At 43.6% G+C, this 18,303-nt stretch carries 7 protein-coding genes; 6 read left to right on the plus strand and 1 reads right to left on the minus strand.

Annotated elements, in window-relative coordinates; genetic code table 11:
- Window positions 1–42 precede the first annotated feature (42 nt).
- The 6 genes from FNT16_RS07515 (at window position 43) to FNT16_RS07540 (ending at window position 16,895) form a co-directional block, all read left to right on the plus strand.
- The gene (locus FNT16_RS07515; protein ID WP_143871010.1) at window positions 43–11,325 is read left to right on the plus strand and encodes a filamentous hemagglutinin N-terminal domain-containing protein; all 11,283 of its coding nucleotides are present in this window, start codon (window positions 43–45) and stop codon (window positions 11,323–11,325) included.
- A gap of 92 nt (window positions 11,326–11,417) precedes the next feature.
- Window positions 11,418–12,122, plus strand: coding sequence for a SapC family protein (locus tag FNT16_RS07520; RefSeq protein WP_143871011.1), 705 nt, complete (start codon window positions 11,418–11,420; stop codon window positions 12,120–12,122).
- 19 nt (window positions 12,123–12,141) lie between these two features.
- Window positions 12,142–13,602 (plus strand): hypothetical protein, encoded by a 1,461-nt coding sequence (locus FNT16_RS07525; RefSeq protein ID WP_143871012.1) that lies wholly within the window; start codon window positions 12,142–12,144, stop codon window positions 13,600–13,602.
- Between the two features lie 121 nt (window positions 13,603–13,723).
- Window positions 13,724–15,622: a POTRA domain-containing protein gene (locus FNT16_RS07530; protein WP_143871013.1), complete on the plus strand. Its 1,899-nt coding sequence runs from the start codon at window positions 13,724–13,726 to the stop codon at window positions 15,620–15,622.
- A gap of 11 nt (window positions 15,623–15,633) precedes the next feature.
- Window positions 15,634–16,281: a sulfotransferase family protein gene (locus FNT16_RS07535; protein WP_185976721.1), complete on the plus strand. Its 648-nt coding sequence runs from the start codon at window positions 15,634–15,636 to the stop codon at window positions 16,279–16,281.
- Between the two features lie 41 nt (window positions 16,282–16,322).
- Window positions 16,323–16,895, plus strand: coding sequence for a MiaE family protein (locus tag FNT16_RS07540; protein ID WP_143871014.1), 573 nt, complete (start codon window positions 16,323–16,325; stop codon window positions 16,893–16,895).
- 29 nt (window positions 16,896–16,924) lie between these two features.
- On the opposite strand, the gene prsR is transcribed toward FNT16_RS07540, so the two are convergent.
- Window positions 16,925–18,295 carry a PEP-CTERM-box response regulator transcription factor gene (prsR, locus tag FNT16_RS07545; protein WP_143871015.1) on the minus strand — a complete coding sequence of 457 codons (1,371 nt, stop codon included), beginning with the start codon at window positions 18,293–18,295 and terminating at the stop codon, window positions 16,925–16,927.
- Between the last annotated feature and the right edge of the window lie 8 nt (window positions 18,296–18,303).

The following is an 18,303-nucleotide window of genomic DNA, read 5'->3' on the forward strand; positions in this document are numbered from 1 at the left end:
CTACGTAAAAATATAATTTTGGCCCGTCCAAGGAATTTAAACATGAATCGTAAAAATATTCGCACAAATGTGCCAGTAGAGCCTCGAAAAACACTCGTAAAATCTTCACTTGCTATAGCTGTTTCTACAGCGTTAATTACTGCTCAGGCTGTTGCCGCACCCACGACAAGTTTATCTGACAGTAGCATTAACAATTCAGGTGGTGCGACGGTTTCTGGTGTGGGCGATTCATCGAAAACAGCCACTATTACAGCAACGACACAGGATACAATTATTGATTGGCAAACACTGGGTTTAGCCAGTGATGAGTCTCTTAACTTCAACGGTACGACAGATTCAGTTTTCCTTAACCGAGTGACCGGTAATGATGCCAGTATTCTAGACGGTTCTGTTAATACTACAAATGTTGAAACACTGATTTTTGTTAACCCTAATGGGGTAACGGTTGGTAGCAACTTTAATAATACAGGCGCTTTAAATAGCAACCTGATGATATCGACAAAAGATATCAGCGATTTATCGGGTTATGACGAAAATGGCGAAGATTTCGGCTTAACTTTAACAAACAGCGGAAATAATGCTGATATTACTATCAGTTCAATACGCGCGACGGTAAATGATGACAAGATGTTGAATATTGCTTCTGAAGGCAATGTGGTTATCAGTAACTCAGGTACGGGGACGGACACCTTAGGCGCAAACTTTTTAACCATTACGGCAGACGGAGATGTAGATGGTTCAGCCGGTGCAATCGCAGCAGATGGTGAGATTTCAATCAGCGCATCGGGTGCGGTAGATATTGAATCAGTAAAATCAGGGGCGGTTTACGTTGATGCAGATGGCGATGTCAATATCGAACAATCCGAAGGTACGTTAGAAATAGGTCAAATTGAAGGTGCTAATGTTAATCTGACCAGTGTTCAGACTATTTCAGGCGGCGCTGTCGTTGTTAATAATCCAATTACTGCAACAACCGAATCTCAACAAGGTCAGAATACAGACTTTAGTGATGATGCAAATATCATTACCGATGGCACTATTACGATCACGGCTTCGGATGCCGCATCTAATAATTTAGAAATCGGTTCTAGTGGTAACGCACTAGAAATCAACTCTAGTGGAGGCTCGTTTACTACATCGGGTAACAAAGTTGGCAATTTATATCTGACATTAGATGGTTCGTTGAATTTGGGCGATGTTACATCGTCTGGTGATATTCAAATTAGTGAAGCTTCTGGTGCAACTTCGAGTCTAACGCAAACCGGCAGCGTTACCTTAAATAAAGCTGCGGGCCAAGAAATCGTGCTCGATTTTGCCGGTGTCGATGTCGATGATTTAGATCCAAATATTACCAACGCAGCCGATTTAACGATTGATTCAAATGATCTGACGATTGGCGATACGATCGATGTTGGTAGCAATACCTTAACGTTAAATGCAACGGGCGTGGTTACAGGTGAAGGTACGGCCGCGAGCGACTTTATTGCGGATACCTTGATTATTAATGGCGCTAATAACTCGGGTACATTCCAAACTGAAGTGAATAACCTAAGCTTAACGCAAGCCGGTAGTTTAGCGCTCAGTAATGATGGCGATCTGGTCGTCGGTGTATCCACCATCAATGGTACAACGAGTATCTCAACTGTTAATGCCGGCGATGATATTACACTCGGCAATGCGGTTGTTGTTGCCAGTGGCGCTTCTCTTGATTTGGAAACCGCTGATACAACAGGTGCGATAACGCTGAACGGTGTTGTTAGTGGTAGTGACGGAACATTAAACATTACCTCTGATAATTTAGATATTAACGCTGCAATTCGCACTGGGACTGTTACTTTAGATACTGTAACCGATAATGCAGACATCGATTTAGGAACTGCGACTGGGACACTTAATTTAGATTCCGTGAGTGTAACTAATTTAACTGCCGGCACTGCTTCACAGACAGTACAAATTGGTAGCGAATCCAATACTGGAGCCGTTTCAGTAAATGCCGCGATTAATAACAGCAATGTCGACTTGGATATTAATGCCGGTAATTTAACCTTATCAACGGCTGTTACTGCAAACAGTATCGATGCTGATGCCAGTGGCACTGCCGATATAAATGCCGCAGTGGTTACAACGGGTGCAACAGATGTTAAAGCGACGGGTAATGTTGCCGTTTCTGCTTTGGGCTCAGTGACTTCATCAGGCGGCGATGTGTTTATCGACTCAGATGGAACTATCACGACAGATGGTGCATTATCTGCCAATAATGATGTGACATTGTTAGCGGATGGTGCGGTTGATATTAATCAGACGATTACAGCTGTTAATGACACGTCTATATCAACTTCTACAGGTGACATCACGGTTGATGCTGCTCTGAATAGTGGTAGTGACGTCGTATTAACAACTGCCGCTGGCGCCATTACCAATACAGGAAAAGTATCTGCAGCAACGCTGAATGCGACTTCCACCACAGGTGCAACACTCACAACTGCAGTCAATGAACTGACAATTAATGCAGGTAGTGGTGATATCTCTGTCACTGAAGATGACGCAGTGACCTTAAATAATATTATTACCAGCAGCAGTGCTAGCACAGCCGTAGACATTGCTAATCTGTCAGGTGATATCACTGCTAACGATGGTACATCAATACAAGCGAGCAGTGGTGAAATTGATTTAGACGCTGCGGGTAACATAGATGTTAACGTTTCTGGTGGCGCCACTTTCAATTCTTTATCTGAAAATGGCAGTATCACTGTTGATGCCAATACGAGCGCAATTACTTTTACCAATGACGTTGGTGGTGACGGCACGTTGAGCGTGACTGGTTTAGATGTGCAAAATGCAACTGACATTAACACAGGTGATGATGCCATTGTTGTTTCTGCAGGTGATTTAACTTTATCCGCTACAGGTACAGTGACCGTTGCAGGTGCGTTATCCGCAACTGGAGATATTACCCTAGCCGGTAATGCGGTCAATGCTGCGGCAATCACTTCTGATAGTGATACAGACAGCGACGGGGATGTATTAATTGAAGCGGGTAGTGGCGGGTTAGCTCTATCGGGTTCAGTTACAACCAACAATAATGATTTGACGATTCGTGGTTTGGGCGATGCAAACACAATAGGTTTAGGCAGTGGTACCGGTGACGTGCAGGTCAGTCAGGCTGAGCTTGATTTGTTAAACGCGGGTAGTGGCGTCATTACCTTTGGTAAAACAACCGGTGGAACCATTACCGCTGATGCTGTTGATTTAGATACAACGACGACTCACCAAGGTATTGATATTGTGACTTCTGGTGATTTCTCTGTTGCCAATGGGTTTAACATTGGTTTTGCAACGGGTGATGATCTGGATATTGAGGCTGCCAATCTTGTCAATGGTGGCTCAGCGGTCGTGACATCCAACAAGCTAGATTTAGACCTCTCCGGTAATGCTGCTTTAACGGGCAATAATGTCATTGTAGGGACTGTAACAGGTGATATTGACGGCGATCTTGATCTAAACAACACTGTGGGCGTCGGTTTAGGCGCATTAACGGCAACAAACCTTGATGTGACAGCCAATGGTAATGTATCTGAAACGGGTGTTTTAACGGTTTCTGGTACCACGGATATCGATACGTCAGCAGCCAACGGTAATGTTGACTTAGATACCAGTACCCATTCTTTAGGCACTTTGGTGGTCAATGCAGGCACAGGTTCGGTCGATGTTGACGAAGCAGATGGCTTAAACTTGGGTAATATTACAGCCGCATCATTGACTGCATCAGTTGCCGGTGACGTAACAGACACAGGCATATTAACCGTGAGCGGCACCACTGATATTGATACCGCAGCGTCGAATGGCAATATCACGTTAAATACCAATGAGCACAGCTTAAATACCTTACAAGTTGATGCAGGTACAGGTACCGTCTTGGTAGATGAAGCAGATGCTTTAACACTACAAGTAGATGGCGCAGGAGATGTCACAGTAGATGCAGGCGGCGCATTAACCTTAAATGCAGGTTCAATGAGCAGCTTAACGGCAGATGCCGCATCAATTACCGATGCGGGCAACCTAACGGTGGTAAACACAGCAGATTTAGATACCTCGGTAGCTAATGGCAATATTGATTTAAGTAATGCTAGTCATGCGATTACAACGTTAACCGCAGATGCAGGAACAGGCACAGTCGATGTAAACGCCAGTTCCGCAATTATGCTCGGTGATATTGATGCTTCAGCCTTTAATGCTACCGTTGCCGGTGACGTAACAGACACAGGCATATTAACCGTGAGCGGCACGACTGATATTGATACCGCAGCGTCGAATGGCAATATCACGTTAAATACCAATGAGCACAGCTTAAATACCTTACAAGTTGATGCAGGTACAGGCACCGTCTTGGTAGATGAAGCAGATGCTTTAACACTGCAAGTCGATGGCGCAGGAGATGTTACGGTAGATGCAGGCGGCGCGTTAACCTTAAATGCAGGTTCAATGAGCAACTTAACGGCAGATGCCGCATCAATTACTGATGCTGGCGCGTTAACCGTCACGGGTGAAATTACGGCAGATACATCAGCAGATAATGGCAATATCGATTTAAGTAATAATGTACATACAGTCGCAACCGTGACAGCCAATGCAGGTACAGGGACAGTTAATATTCAGGAAGCAGACGGCTTAAACTTAGGCGACACTACAGCTTCAAGCTTAACAGTCACCACATCGGGTGCGGTCGCCGATAGCGGAACATTGACCATATCTGGCAATACAACTATTGATACATCGGCTGCTAATGGAAATGTCGATTTAGATACGAACACGCACTCGTTGAATACATTAATCGTCAATGCAGGCACAGGTACGGTCGATGTTGACGAAGCAGATGGCTTAAACTTGGGTAATATTACAGCCGCATCATTGACTGCATCAGTTGCCGGTGACGTAACAGACACAGGCACATTAACCGTGAGCGGCACCACTGATATTGATACCGCAGCGTCGAATGGCAATATCACGTTAAATACCAATGAGCACAGCTTAAATACCTTACAAGTTGATGCAGGTACAGGTACCGTCTTGGTAGATGAAGCAGATGCTTTAACACTACAAGTAGATGGCGCAGGAGATGTCACAGTAGATGCAGGCGGCGCATTAACCTTAAATGCAGGTTCAATGAGCAGCTTAACGGCAGATGCCGCATCAATTACCGATGCGGGCAACCTAACGGTGGTAAACACAGCAGATTTAGATACCTCGGTAGCCAATGGCAATATTGATTTAAGTAATGCCAGCCATGCGATTACAACGTTAACCGCAGATGCAGGAACAGGCACAGTCGATGTAAACGCCAGTTCCGCAATTATGCTCGGTGATATTGATGCTTCAGCCTTTAATGCTACCGTTGCCGGTGACGTAACAGACACAGGCATATTAACCGTGAGCGGCACGACTGATATTGATACCGCAGCGTCGAATGGCAACATCACGTTAAATACCAATGAGCACAGCTTAAATACCTTACAAGTTGATGCGGGTACAGGTACCGTCTTGGTAGATGAAGCAGATGCTTTAACACTGCAAGTCGATGGCGCAGGAGATGTCACGGTAGATGCAGGCGGCGCATTAACCTTAAATGCAGGTTCAATGAGCAGCTTAACGGCAGATGCCGCATCAATTACCGATGCGGGCAACCTAACGGTGGTAAACACAGCAGATTTAGATACCTCGGTGGCCAATGGCAATATTGATTTAAGTAATGCCAGCCATGCGATTACAACGTTAACCGCAGATGCAGGAACAGGCACAGTCGATGTAAACGCCAGTTCCGCAATTATGCTCGGTGATATTGATGCTTCAGCCTTTAATGCTACCGTTGCCGGTGACGTAACAGACACAGGCATATTAACCGTGAGCGGCACGACTGATATTGATACCGCAGCGTCGAATGGCAATATCACGTTAAATACCAATGAGCACAGCTTAAATACCTTACAAGTTGATGCAGGTACAGGTACCGTCTTGGTAGATGAAGCAGATGCTTTAACACTGCAAGTCGATGGCGCAGGAGATGTCACAGTAGATGCAGGCGGCGCATTAACCTTAAATGCAGGTTCAATGAGCAACTTAACGGCAGATGCCGCATCAATTACTGATGCTGGCGCGTTAACCGTCTCAGGTGAAATTACGGCAGATACATCAGCAGATAATGGCAATATCGATTTAAGTAATAATGTACATACAGTCGCAACCGTGACAGCCAATGCAGGTACAGGAACAGTTAATATTCAGGAAGCAGACGGCTTAAACTTAGGCGACACTACAGCTTCAAGCTTAACAGTCACCACATCGGGTGCGGTCGCCGATAGCGGAACATTGACCATATCTGGCAATACAACTATTGATACATCGGCTGCCAATGGGAATGTCGATTTAGATACGAACACGCACTCGTTGAATACATTAATCGTCAATGCAGGCACAGGTTCGGTCGATGTTGACGAAGCAGATGGCTTAAACTTGGGTAATATTACAGCCGCATCATTGACTGCATCAGTTGCCGGTGACGTAACAGACACAGGCACATTAACCGTGAGCGGCACCACTGATATTGATACCGCAGCGTCGAATGGCAATATCACGTTAAATACCAATGAGCACAGCTTAAATACCTTACAAGTTGATGCAGGTACAGGTACCGTCTTGGTAGATGAAGCAGATGCTTTAACACTACAAGTAGATGGCGCAGGAGATGTCACAGTAGATGCAGGCGGCGCATTAACCTTAAATGCAGGTTCAATGATCAGCTTAACGGCAGATGCCGCATCAATTACCGATGCGGGCAACCTAACGGTGGTAAACACAGCAGATTTAGATACCTCGGTAGCCAATGGCAATATTGATTTAAGTAATGCCAGCCATGCGATTACAACGTTAACCGCAGATGCAGGAACAGGCACAGTCGATGTAAACGCCAGTTCCGCAATTATGCTCGGTGATATTGATGCTTCAGCCTTTAATGCTACCGTTGCCGGTGACGTAACAGACACAGGCATATTAACCGTGAGCGGCACCACTGATATTGATACCGCAGCGTCGAATGGCAATATCACGTTAAATACCAATGAGCACAGCTTAAATACCTTACAAGTTGATGCAGGTACAGGTACCGTCTTGGTAGATGAAGCAGATGCTTTAACACTACAAGTAGATGGCGCAGGAGATGTCACAGTAGATGCAGGCGGCGCATTAACCTTAAATGCAGGTTCAATGAGCAGCTTAACGGCAGATGCCGCATCAATTACCGATGCGGGCAACCTAACGGTGGTAAACACAGCAGATTTAGATACCTCGGTAGCTAATGGCAATATTGATTTAAGTAATGCTAGTCATGCGATTACAACGTTAACCGCAGATGCAGGAACAGGCACAGTCGATGTAAACGCCAGTTCCGCAATTATGCTCGGTGATATTGATGCTTCAGCCTTTAATGCTACCGTTGCCGGTGACGTAACAGACACAGGCATATTAACCGTGAGCGGCACGACTGATATTGATACCGCAGCGTCGAATGGCAATATCACGTTAAATACCAATGAGCACAGCTTAAATACCTTACAAGTTGATGCAGGTACAGGCACCGTCTTGGTAGATGAAGCAGATGCTTTAACACTGCAAGTCGATGGCGCAGGAGATGTTACGGTAGATGCAGGCGGCGCGTTAACCTTAAATGCAGGTTCAATGAGCAACTTAACGGCAGATGCCGCATCAATTACTGATGCTGGCGCGTTAACCGTCACGGGTGAAATTACGGCAGATACATCAGCAGATAATGGCAATATCGATTTAAGTAATAATGTACATACAGTCGCAACCGTGACAGCCAATGCAGGTACAGGAACAGTTAATATTCAGGAAGCAGACGGCTTAAACTTAGGCGACACTACAGCTTCAAGCTTAACAGTCACCACATCGGGTGCGGTCGCCGATAGCGGAACATTGACCATATCTGGCAATACAACTATTGATACATCGGCTGCCAATGGAAATGTTACTTTGGACGATGCAGCTAACAGTTTTGCTGGCGCAGTGGCGGTAAATGCCGGCACTGGCACTGTGTTGTTAGTTGACAGTACTGCACTAGAGTTAGGGGCAATTACCGCATCTTCTCTAGATGTAACTAGTGGAGGCGATTTAACGGATTCAGGCTCAGTTGTTGCTGGTACATTCAGCTTTGATGCGACAGGCGCAGTAAACCTAGATGCCGTCGATATTGATACGCTAGATGATTCAAGTGCACAAGGCAATGTGACGATTGCGACCAATGCAAACAGCAATAATACCTTAACAATTAATGACGTTGTCGTGACGGATTCGTCAGCAAGCGGCGATGAATCAGGGTATTCAGTTAGTATAACTGAAACACAAGGCAGTGCAGAATCAGAAGTACTGTTGACCGGCGATATTAAAGCAACAGATGGTACAAATGATCTTTACCTGAAAAAGATAACATTAAGTGCGGGTACCAGTAATGAACGTCAGTTAGACTCAGACGGTAACGCAATGTTAAAGGCTCAATCATTTGCACTCAGTGCACATGGTAATATAGGTCGAGACAATGCAATTGATGTTGACTGGAAAGCATCAACGGCATCATCAGTCAATCGACTGTCAATCGCTTTAGGTGATTTAGACGACGTCGATCTAGACAATGATGGTGATAATTCAAATAACAACAGTGACTTTACTGATGTTTCTTTAGATTTAGCGTTAAGCGGTTTTGATTTAATCGACGAAGATAATTTACAAGGCGGTAGTCGTGAAATCGATATTAGTTTCAGCACCGACAACTCAACAGATACGACGACAACGCCAGATCTTGTCGATGCTGTAAATGATACCTTGTCGGGCAATTTCCTAGAACTTAACTATTTTAATCGCAATACATTTACTTCTGTAAACAATCGAATTGACCAATTGGAAGAATTGTTGGGCGAAGGTTTTGATGCGGATAATGGACAAACTGTGGCTGCTTATATCTCATACCTTGTAAATGGGGATGATGGTATTAACGGGTTTGTTAACATTGATGGGGATTTAGTGACCGCAGGTATCAGTGCTGCAGATTTCTTTGATGGCACAGATGGTTCATTTACCACAATTACTAAATTGGGTAATCAGTTAGCATCGCTTGCTACTTTCTTTGATGATGTGGGTGATGATGCAGATAGCAGTAATGACGTTGCGGCTTCTGCAGCTGATGGATCTGATATTGATTATGCGGTATTGGCATCTAATGTCAGAGCAGGTGATTTAAATGGTGATGCAACATCCGATACGTTAGCGAATGAGATTGATGCCATTCAATCAGATGTTGATCAAAATGAAGCGGATGCAGATACCGCAATTGCGGCGAATGCCACTGCGATTAGCGCAGAAACAACGCGGGCAACTGCAGCTGAAGCGGCTATTCAGGCCGATGTTGATCAAAACGAAGCGGATGCAGATACCGCAATTGCGGCGAATGCCACTGCAATTAGCGCAGAAACAACGCGTGCAACTGCAGCCGAAGCGGCTATTCAGGCAGACGTTGATCTAAACGAAGCGGATGCAGATACCGCAATTGCGGCGAATGCGACAGCGATTAGCGCAGAAACAACGCGTGCAACTGCAGCCGAAGCGGCTATTCAGGCCGATGTTGATCAAAACGAAGCGGATGCAGATACAGCAATTGCGGCCAATGCGACAGCGATTAGCGCAGAAACAACGCGTGCAACTGCAGCTGAAGCGGCTATTCAGGCAGATGTTGATCAAAACGAAGCGGATGCAGATACAGCAATTGCGGCCAATGCGACAGCGATTAGCGCAGAAACGACGCGGGCAACTGCAGCCGAAGCGGCTATTCAGGCAGATGTCGATCATAACGAAGCGGATGCAGATACTGCAATTGCAGCGAATGCCACTGCAATTAGTGCAGAAACAACGCGGGCAACTGCAGCCGAAGCGGCTATTCAGGCAGATGTTGATCAAAACGAAGCGGATGCAGATACTGCAATTGCAGCGAATGCGACCGCGATTAGCGCAGAAACGACGCGGGCAACTGCAGCCGAAGCGGCTATTCAGGCAGATGTTGATCAAAACGAAGCGGATGCAGATACAGCAATTGCGGCGAATGCCACTGCAATAAGCGCAGAAACAACGCGGGCAACTGCAGCCGAAGCGGCTATTCAGGCAGATGTTGATCAAAACGAAGCGGATGCAGATACAGCAATTGCGGCCAATGCGACAGCGATTAGCACAGAAACGACGCGGGCAACTGCAGCCGAAGCGGCTATTCAGGCAGATGTTGATCAAAACGAAGCGGATGCAGATACAGCAATTGCGGCCAATGCGACAGCGATTAGCACAGAAACGACGCGGGCAACTGCAGCCGAAGCGGCTATTCAGGCAGATGTTGATCAAAACGAAGCGGATGCAGATACAGCAATTGCGGCCAATGCGACAGCGATTAGCACAGAAACGACGCGGGCAACTGCAGCCGAAGCGGCTATTCAGGCAGATGTTGATCAAAACGAAGCGGATGCAGATACAGCAATTGCGGCCAATGCGACCGCGATTAGCGCAGAAACAACGCGGGCAACCGCAGCTGAAGCGGCTATTCAGGCTGATGTTGATGAGAATGAAGAAGATGCTAATGCCGAGATTGCTGCTAATGCCAGTGCGATAAGCGCAGAAACTGCACGAGCAACAGCAGCTGAAGCTGAGATTCAGGCAGACGTTGATCAAAACGAAGCCGATGCAGATACAGCAATTGCGGAGAATGCGACAGCGATTAGCGAAGAAACTGCACGTGCTACAGCGGCAGAAACAGACAACCGTATGAAACTGGCTGCACTTGCTAGCTTCACGACGGATGAGCAAGGAAACATTACAGAAACACGTATCAATAATACAGTAATGGTTGCTGCAGAGGGCGGAAGCGGTAGCTTGTCTGGATCGATAGCTGATATCAGTACTAATGCGACTGCGATTGCAAATAATGCAAATGCAGCAGCCGCCGCGCAAAGTACAGCTGATGTTGCTAACGCTAAAGCGAACGCAATTGCAGAATTCCGAGTGGGTCAAGGCGATACAACAACAGATGCAACAACCGTCACAGAAGTAGAATCGAGTGCAGTGGTACTTAAGGCTGTAGATGCGGGTAGTGCAACTGTTGGAGATGAAACACTGAATGAACTAGGACAAGATGTTAAAGAAATAAAAGAGGATAGCTCGACTGGCAACGGCTTCTTAGATTTCTTCCGCAAATTGTTCGGTAATTCAGAATCAGACCAGTAAGATAAATGGGTCGGCCTATTGGTCGACCTGTTAATTTACGCTCAAGCAACCCATAAGATGAAAATAAACAAGCCATATCAGAGGAAGGCATAATGGAATTAGGTATCTACCAAAAAATTGAAATTCTTAGTAAAGATCAACATTTTAATACCAAAATAAGCCCACTTGAAGGATACCAGTTTAGCCAGCAACTTAGAGAGTGCGTAGTGACGGGCGATGAGTTTTTTGAGTGTGCTAAGTCATTGCCTATCTTATTTACCAAAAATCCACAAGGTCGACTTGTTTCCTTCGCTTTATTAGGCATTCAACCAGAGCAAAACGTTATGTTAGACGAAAACGGACAATGGCGCGCGGGAGAGTATATTCCAGCTTTTTTACGGCGTTATCCTTTTGTTTTTGTTCAAGAAAAACAGCAGCTTATGTTAGCTTTGGATGCGCAGTCAAAAAGTGTGAATGGTGAAAAGGGCGAAGCGCTTTTTGAAAAAAATGGTGATGCATCCGAATTTACACTCAATGTAATGAATTTTATGAAGCAATATGAAAATGCTTGCCGAAAAACCGAAAGCATAATTGCAAAATTGGATAGTTTAGGGCTGTTGGAGCAAGCAAAAGCAGAAATGACCAGCGGTGGTAAAACCTATGCAATTAAAGGATTTATGCGCGTGAATGAGAATAAACTCGCAGAGCTGTCAGATGAGGTTAAAATTGAGTTGATTAATACGGGTATCTATAAGCTGATTGTGGCGCATTTAATAAGCCTTTCTAATTTCAAAAAATTATCTGTATTGGCGAATTAAGCCAACTAGGAGAGTAAACATGCAACTGCTTAAATCAGCAAAAACTTGCTTGGTAGTGCTCGCGATCTCAGGCTTAGCTGCTTGTTCAAGTTCAGAGTCGGCAAAAGAGCAGGTCAAAACGCAATACACTTATGTTGCTGAAGATGCTTTGATAATAGGCATGAAAGTGGAAGATGCAGTCGGCAATCAAGCCACCGAAATTTCACCGGGAGAGTATCAATTTGCTTTGGGCGTTGTACCAACACCGCCAGTTGAGTTTCGTAGTCAGAACACCGATGAAAATCCGTTTGCGACATATCAGGATATAGATGAAAGCGGTGATTTGTCAGAAGCTGATTTGGCATATAGTGTCGGTTTTGACATGCAGTTTGTGCCACCTGCTAATGAAACTACCGGACAAGCTGCTGTATTTGCAAATCCTATTGCGGCGCTTATTCCAGCCACGGGCGTTCCGGCTAACGGTATCGGCGGAATTCCAGCCAATGTGATTAATGAAGCGATTAATAAAGGGGTGAAAGGCGCAGCGACAACCCAAATTCAAATTAATGGTGAAGAGACAACAATCAAAGAAGTTATTGCGAAAACTTCGGCAAAAATTACAGCAATACAGGAAGCTCTGGTTGCTAAAAGTGGGCAAAAAGTATCAGGTGGAAATACCGCCTCTATTAAATTATTACAAGATGCTAGTCTGAGCTCTGTTGGGAGTTTGACAGATGACACTAAATTTGCTGAGTTTTTTGATGCCGCTATCAACAATAGTGCAACAGATAACGATACTAAAGATTTATTGAAACAAGCGGCGATACAGGTCGGTGCTAACATTGCTGCTGTGAAAGCTGCAACTACAGGGACTCAGAAAGTGGTCTTTGAGTCTATTATTAAAGTCGTGCAGCAACAAGTTAAAACAACAACAACTTCTTCTCAAGTAGCCAATTTAATCAAATCCAGTACAGTGACCAATTCTGTCAAAGGGATCAATACTTCTATCAAATTAGCAGAGGAAGTTAAAAACTCAGGTGGTAAAGCGGCTTTTATTAATTCTTTATTATTAATACCTGTACCGGGTACTGAAGCGCCTTTGATTGAAGATAATGTCAGTGGATTTGAACTCACTTTTAACGCGACTAATAATCAAATTGCGATGGCAGCGACAGGGGCGTTTTTCGACGGTTTAAACTTAACTTATGATGCAGCAAGCGCAACTTACTTCGCAGTAACGGGGAGCCAGGCTGTGTTTGTTAGTTTAAGCGCTAATTCGCAGTTTTTACCTGGAGCAGACATTGGCAATGTGCGTTTAATGGCAACTTGTTCTTTCGATTTCACGACACAAACATGTGGTGCAAATAATCAAGCACTTGGAATTTACACGTTAGCGACTAAAGCTGAACTTTGTAGTCAATTTGATAATGCACCAGCGAATGAATCTTTTTTACAAAATCTTAATGCCAATTATGGAGATGCATGTAACACAGGAAATTAAATCTTCAGTTAAATACACATCTTTTTACGAAAAAAGCGATTCAGGGCATTGAGCCCTGAGCGCTAATCTGCTTTACTCATTTCAGCGCATTACCTACTCATAATAATAAACTGGAAGTTATATGAATCAGAGATTTACTTTAGCAACGCTTGCTTTAACAAGCTTGTTATTAGCTGTTTCTTCACAGGCAAATACATTACAAAAATTAGAAAAAAACCAAATTGAAGATGAAGGAAATACAAAAGGGGTTTTAGATCAGCCAACCAATATAGAAGACATTCAGGTTGATAAAAATATTCAACGTCAGGCGGATTCTCAAATTCAGCAAAACATCCGGTTTAAGTTAAATAGTATCAATGTTCAGGGCAATCAAACTTTATCAAATGAAGAAATCATTAAAGTGGCGAAACCATATGCAGGGAAAATGGTGACGTCAAACGAGTTAAAATTATTAGCACAGCAGATCACTCAGCTTTTTCATGCAAAAGGATATACAACATCTCGTTGTGTGATACCGGCACAGCAGATTAAAAATGGTGTTGTGATGTTGCAAGTAGAAGAAAACAAATTAAATCAGATTCATATCCGCGGTGAAAACAGCTTTGAATATGATAAGAAATTATTTCTCCGCCATTTAAATGATTTAACCGGTAAAATTATTCATGCGCCTACATTAAAGCAAAGATTAGCCCGATTAACCTTTTTGCCTTCTGCACGCATCACACCAAAATTACAAAGTGCAGGTTTTGGCAAAACTGATTTGATATTGCATATTGAAGACGTTAAAGCGACCAAGTTACTTTCGTTATACAACAATGCATCACGTTTAACAGGCGATCTGCGATTAAATTTAAGTGGATTATTTGTTAATCCTACGGGCAGTGGTGATTATTTGCAGTTAGGGGCAAGTATCGACCCAGCTGAAAGCAAAAACTTTTCTTCAATTACCGCCAAATATGCAACACCTTTCGGCAATGAAGGGGGGCGAATCAATGTGCAATATGCCGATATTCGCTATCGAGTTTCAGATGATATTATTGACTCATCTACCTTTGAAATAGGCGGTTCTAGTCAGTTGCTTAAACTCACATTTAATAAACCGCTGGAATATGGCAATGCCGCCCGTTGGGAGGTTGGTGTCGAGCATAAAGTAACGGCTAACGAACAAATTCAGCATGTTAATTTTAACGAATTGGTACCCGTTGTTAATTTAGACGAGTGCCCAACGGGTGAGATTGTAGAACAGCAAGGTGTGAATTATTGTGTTTTTGATGACGCAAATTTGTTGGCGGGTTTTAAATGGTTAGATACCGAAGAAACCATTGTGATGCTTTCAGTTGCCGTCAGTGATGAATATAAATATAACTTGTTTGACCGAGCTGCATACACTCAACTTTCAGCTAAGTTCAGTAAAGCTTTAGAAGGCGCATTTGGTGGGCTCACTCAAGCACAAATTAATGATAAATTTAAGAATAAAAATGCCCAGACTTCAAACAATGAGATCGTGACTTTAACTGGTCCAGTGGGGAATGATGCTCTGATGCAAGCGGATTTCTGGAAGTTATACCTTGATTTAACGCATTACAGCCGCTTATCTGAGAATTCAAACTTAATTGTCAGCAGTCATTTTGAATATAGCCCAGAAAAAGCGATACCTGGCTCTTACAAATATGGCGCTGCAGATTCTGGTATCTGGGGGGGAGATATTGATATTTCCTATCAATATATTTGGAATTCAAATTGGCAAGCCTCTGTTGGTTATCATGTAGAAAGTGCGGTTAACTTTACATCGGAAAAAGACTATCCAGATGCGGATGGTGATGGCAAGGTGCGACATTTAACCTGTAATTTAAAAGAAGTTGAAGTAAATGCATATTTTGCCTGTACCGTGAATTATCCCTATATTCGAACGACTTATGATTCAGGAGCTCATCGTTTGAGCGCAACATTAAGAACACAACCCAAAACGTTTGAATCACGCGAAAATGCGTTATCACTGGGTTATGTCTATCGCTTCTGAGCAAGCTGATTATGATCAGTAACAAAATTTTTATTATTGGTTTGCCTCGCACCGCTACAACTAGTGTGTGCTTAGCGTGCTTAGATCTAGGCTTCAAAACAGCACATACGGCCTATACAGAGCAGGCATTTAATGAAGCTCAGGTAATAGCTGACACACCTGCTTTTAATGACTATGCTGTACTGGATAAACACTATGGCGATGCTAAATTTATCTATTTAGAGCGAGACGCATCGCAATGGATACCTTCAGTACAGCAACTTTTGTTACGTATGTATGAAAACCTGATGCGCACAGATGGTGGATTTAATCCGCATTTAAAACGTTGTTACAAAAGTGTCTTTGCGCCATTTAATAAAATCAATATTCAATCTGCAGACTTTCTACATGATTGTTATCTGCGACACCAAACAAGCGTTGAGCAATATTTTTCCGGCCAGCCTGATAAGCTTTTAACTATAGATGTCACTCATCCATATAGTTATTTAAAGCTCGCAAATTTTTTACAAGTTGAAGCGGGTGAACAGGAAACATTTAAGCATATGAATAAGCGAGGCAAGGTTACGGCTTGGAAGCAGATAAGCCACCCGTTGAAAATTGAAGCTACACGAAACGGTAAAGTCGACAAATTAAAATTTCTAACTGAATTTTCTGTGTAAATCCGTATGATAGCGCAACGATTTATCAATTAACGAATGTCATGTTTGAACTTAAATACCAAACTCCTTTTGCCTGGACTGAAGCTGTATTAGCTGATTTTGATACTTTTTTACAGGATCACGCCGCCGCAGAGAAAAAAGCCTCCGGTATGGCTTTGTCAATGTTATCCCACTACCCAGACCGGACTAAATTAGTCAGGGCTATGGCAGATTTGGCAATTGAAGAGCTCATTCATTTTAAAGAAGTTATTAAAATTCTGGAAGAAAGAAAAGTGACTCTCGGGAATGATCAAAAAGATCCATATATTCATGAAATTAGAGCCTTGTTTCGCAAGGGGACGGATGTGTTTTTTCTCGATAGGTTATTGGTTGGTGCTGTGATTGAAGCGCGTGGTTATGAGCGTTTTTCGTTAGTCGCGCAAGCTTTACCAGCAGGCAAAGAACAAGCCTTTTATCAACAAATAGCCGACTCTGAAAACAATCACAAAAATCTATTCGTTGAGTTAGCCTACGAATATTTTGAAAAAAGAATAGTTGATCAGCGTCTTGAAGAAATATTGATAGCAGAAGGGGAAATCTGTGCAAGACAACCGTTTAGAGCTGCCTTACATTAAAACTATAAGTCTTATGTATAGCGCCAACCTTAATTGCTGGCGCGAATATCATCCAGATGATATTTGTCGATCAGTGCGTATAAAGTGGGGCGAGTGACTCCGAGTAACTCGGCTGTTCTAGAGATATTTTGCTCAGCTTGATTATATGCTTGCCTGATCGCTTTAGACTCAGCAATTTCTCGCACTTCTCTTAAGTTCAGCGATTGGAACTCTTCAACACTTTCACTTTCGCCTGGTAATGAAAATATACCTAAATCATCTGGCGTGATAAAAGGCGTATCCGCCATCACAACCGCTGATTTTAATTTATTTTGTAATTCTCTAATATTGCCCGGCCATTGATGGCTAAGCAGCGCTTGTTTAGCCTCATCACTAAAGCCTTTTAATGATTTGTTGTATTGCTCGTTATAAGAATCTAAAAAGGATTTGGCTAATAACAAAACATCGTTTCCACGCTCACGCAAAGGTGGAATGTTAATAATTAATTCGCTGACTCGGTAAAATAGATCTTCGCGAAAGGTTTCGTCAGCCGACATTTTTTGCAAGTCTCTATGTGTTGCACAGATGACCCGAATATCTACGTTGATTTCTTCCCGTCCGCCAACGCGCTCTATCACGCGCTCTTGTAAAAAACGCAGCATTTTAGCTTGTAGTGGCAGTGGCATATCGCCTATTTCATCCAGAAATAGGGTGCCTCCTTGTGCAGTTTCAATCTTGCCTTTAGTGGTTTTTGCAGCGCCAGTAAACGCCCCTTTTTCATAACCAAATAGTTCACTCTCTAGCAAATTTTCCGGAATGGAAGCACAGTTAATCGCGACAAAAGGTTTGTTGACTCGTTCGCTGTGATTGTGAATTGAGCGCGCAAATACTTCTTTACCTGTACCACTTTCGCCGAGCAATAAAGTCGTAATTTCTGTTTTAGCGATCTTTTCTGCACGTTTTGTCGCAGCCAGTATCGCAGGGCTATTACCGATTATACTGCCCATTGATGCACTGACTTTACTCAGCCTGCGGTTTTCGCTTTCCAATGAAACAAGATTGAACGCGCGTTGAATGATGGTGTTTAAGGTATCTACGTCAACGGGTTTTTGATAGAAATCATAAGCGCCTAACTCTACTGATTTTAATGCGTTTTCCTTGTCTGTATTACCCGTTAACACAATGACTTTGGTATTCGGCGCCAGCGAAAGTATTTCGGTTAACGTTGCAAGGCCTTCAGAGGCATTTGCTGGATCAGGTGGCAAGCCTAAATCAAGGGTCACGACTTCCGGTTCGAATCTTCGTAATTGCGCGATTGCGCTGCTGCGATCTTCAGCAAATACGATATCGTAATCCGAAAGTCCCCATTTTAACTGCTTTTGTATGCCTTTATCATCATCAACTACCAGTAATTTTCCCATCTTTCCTT

The sequence above is a fragment of the Catenovulum sediminis genome, from assembly GCF_007289895.1.
GTDB classification, from domain to species: Bacteria; Pseudomonadota; Gammaproteobacteria; order Enterobacterales; family Alteromonadaceae; genus Catenovulum; species Catenovulum sediminis.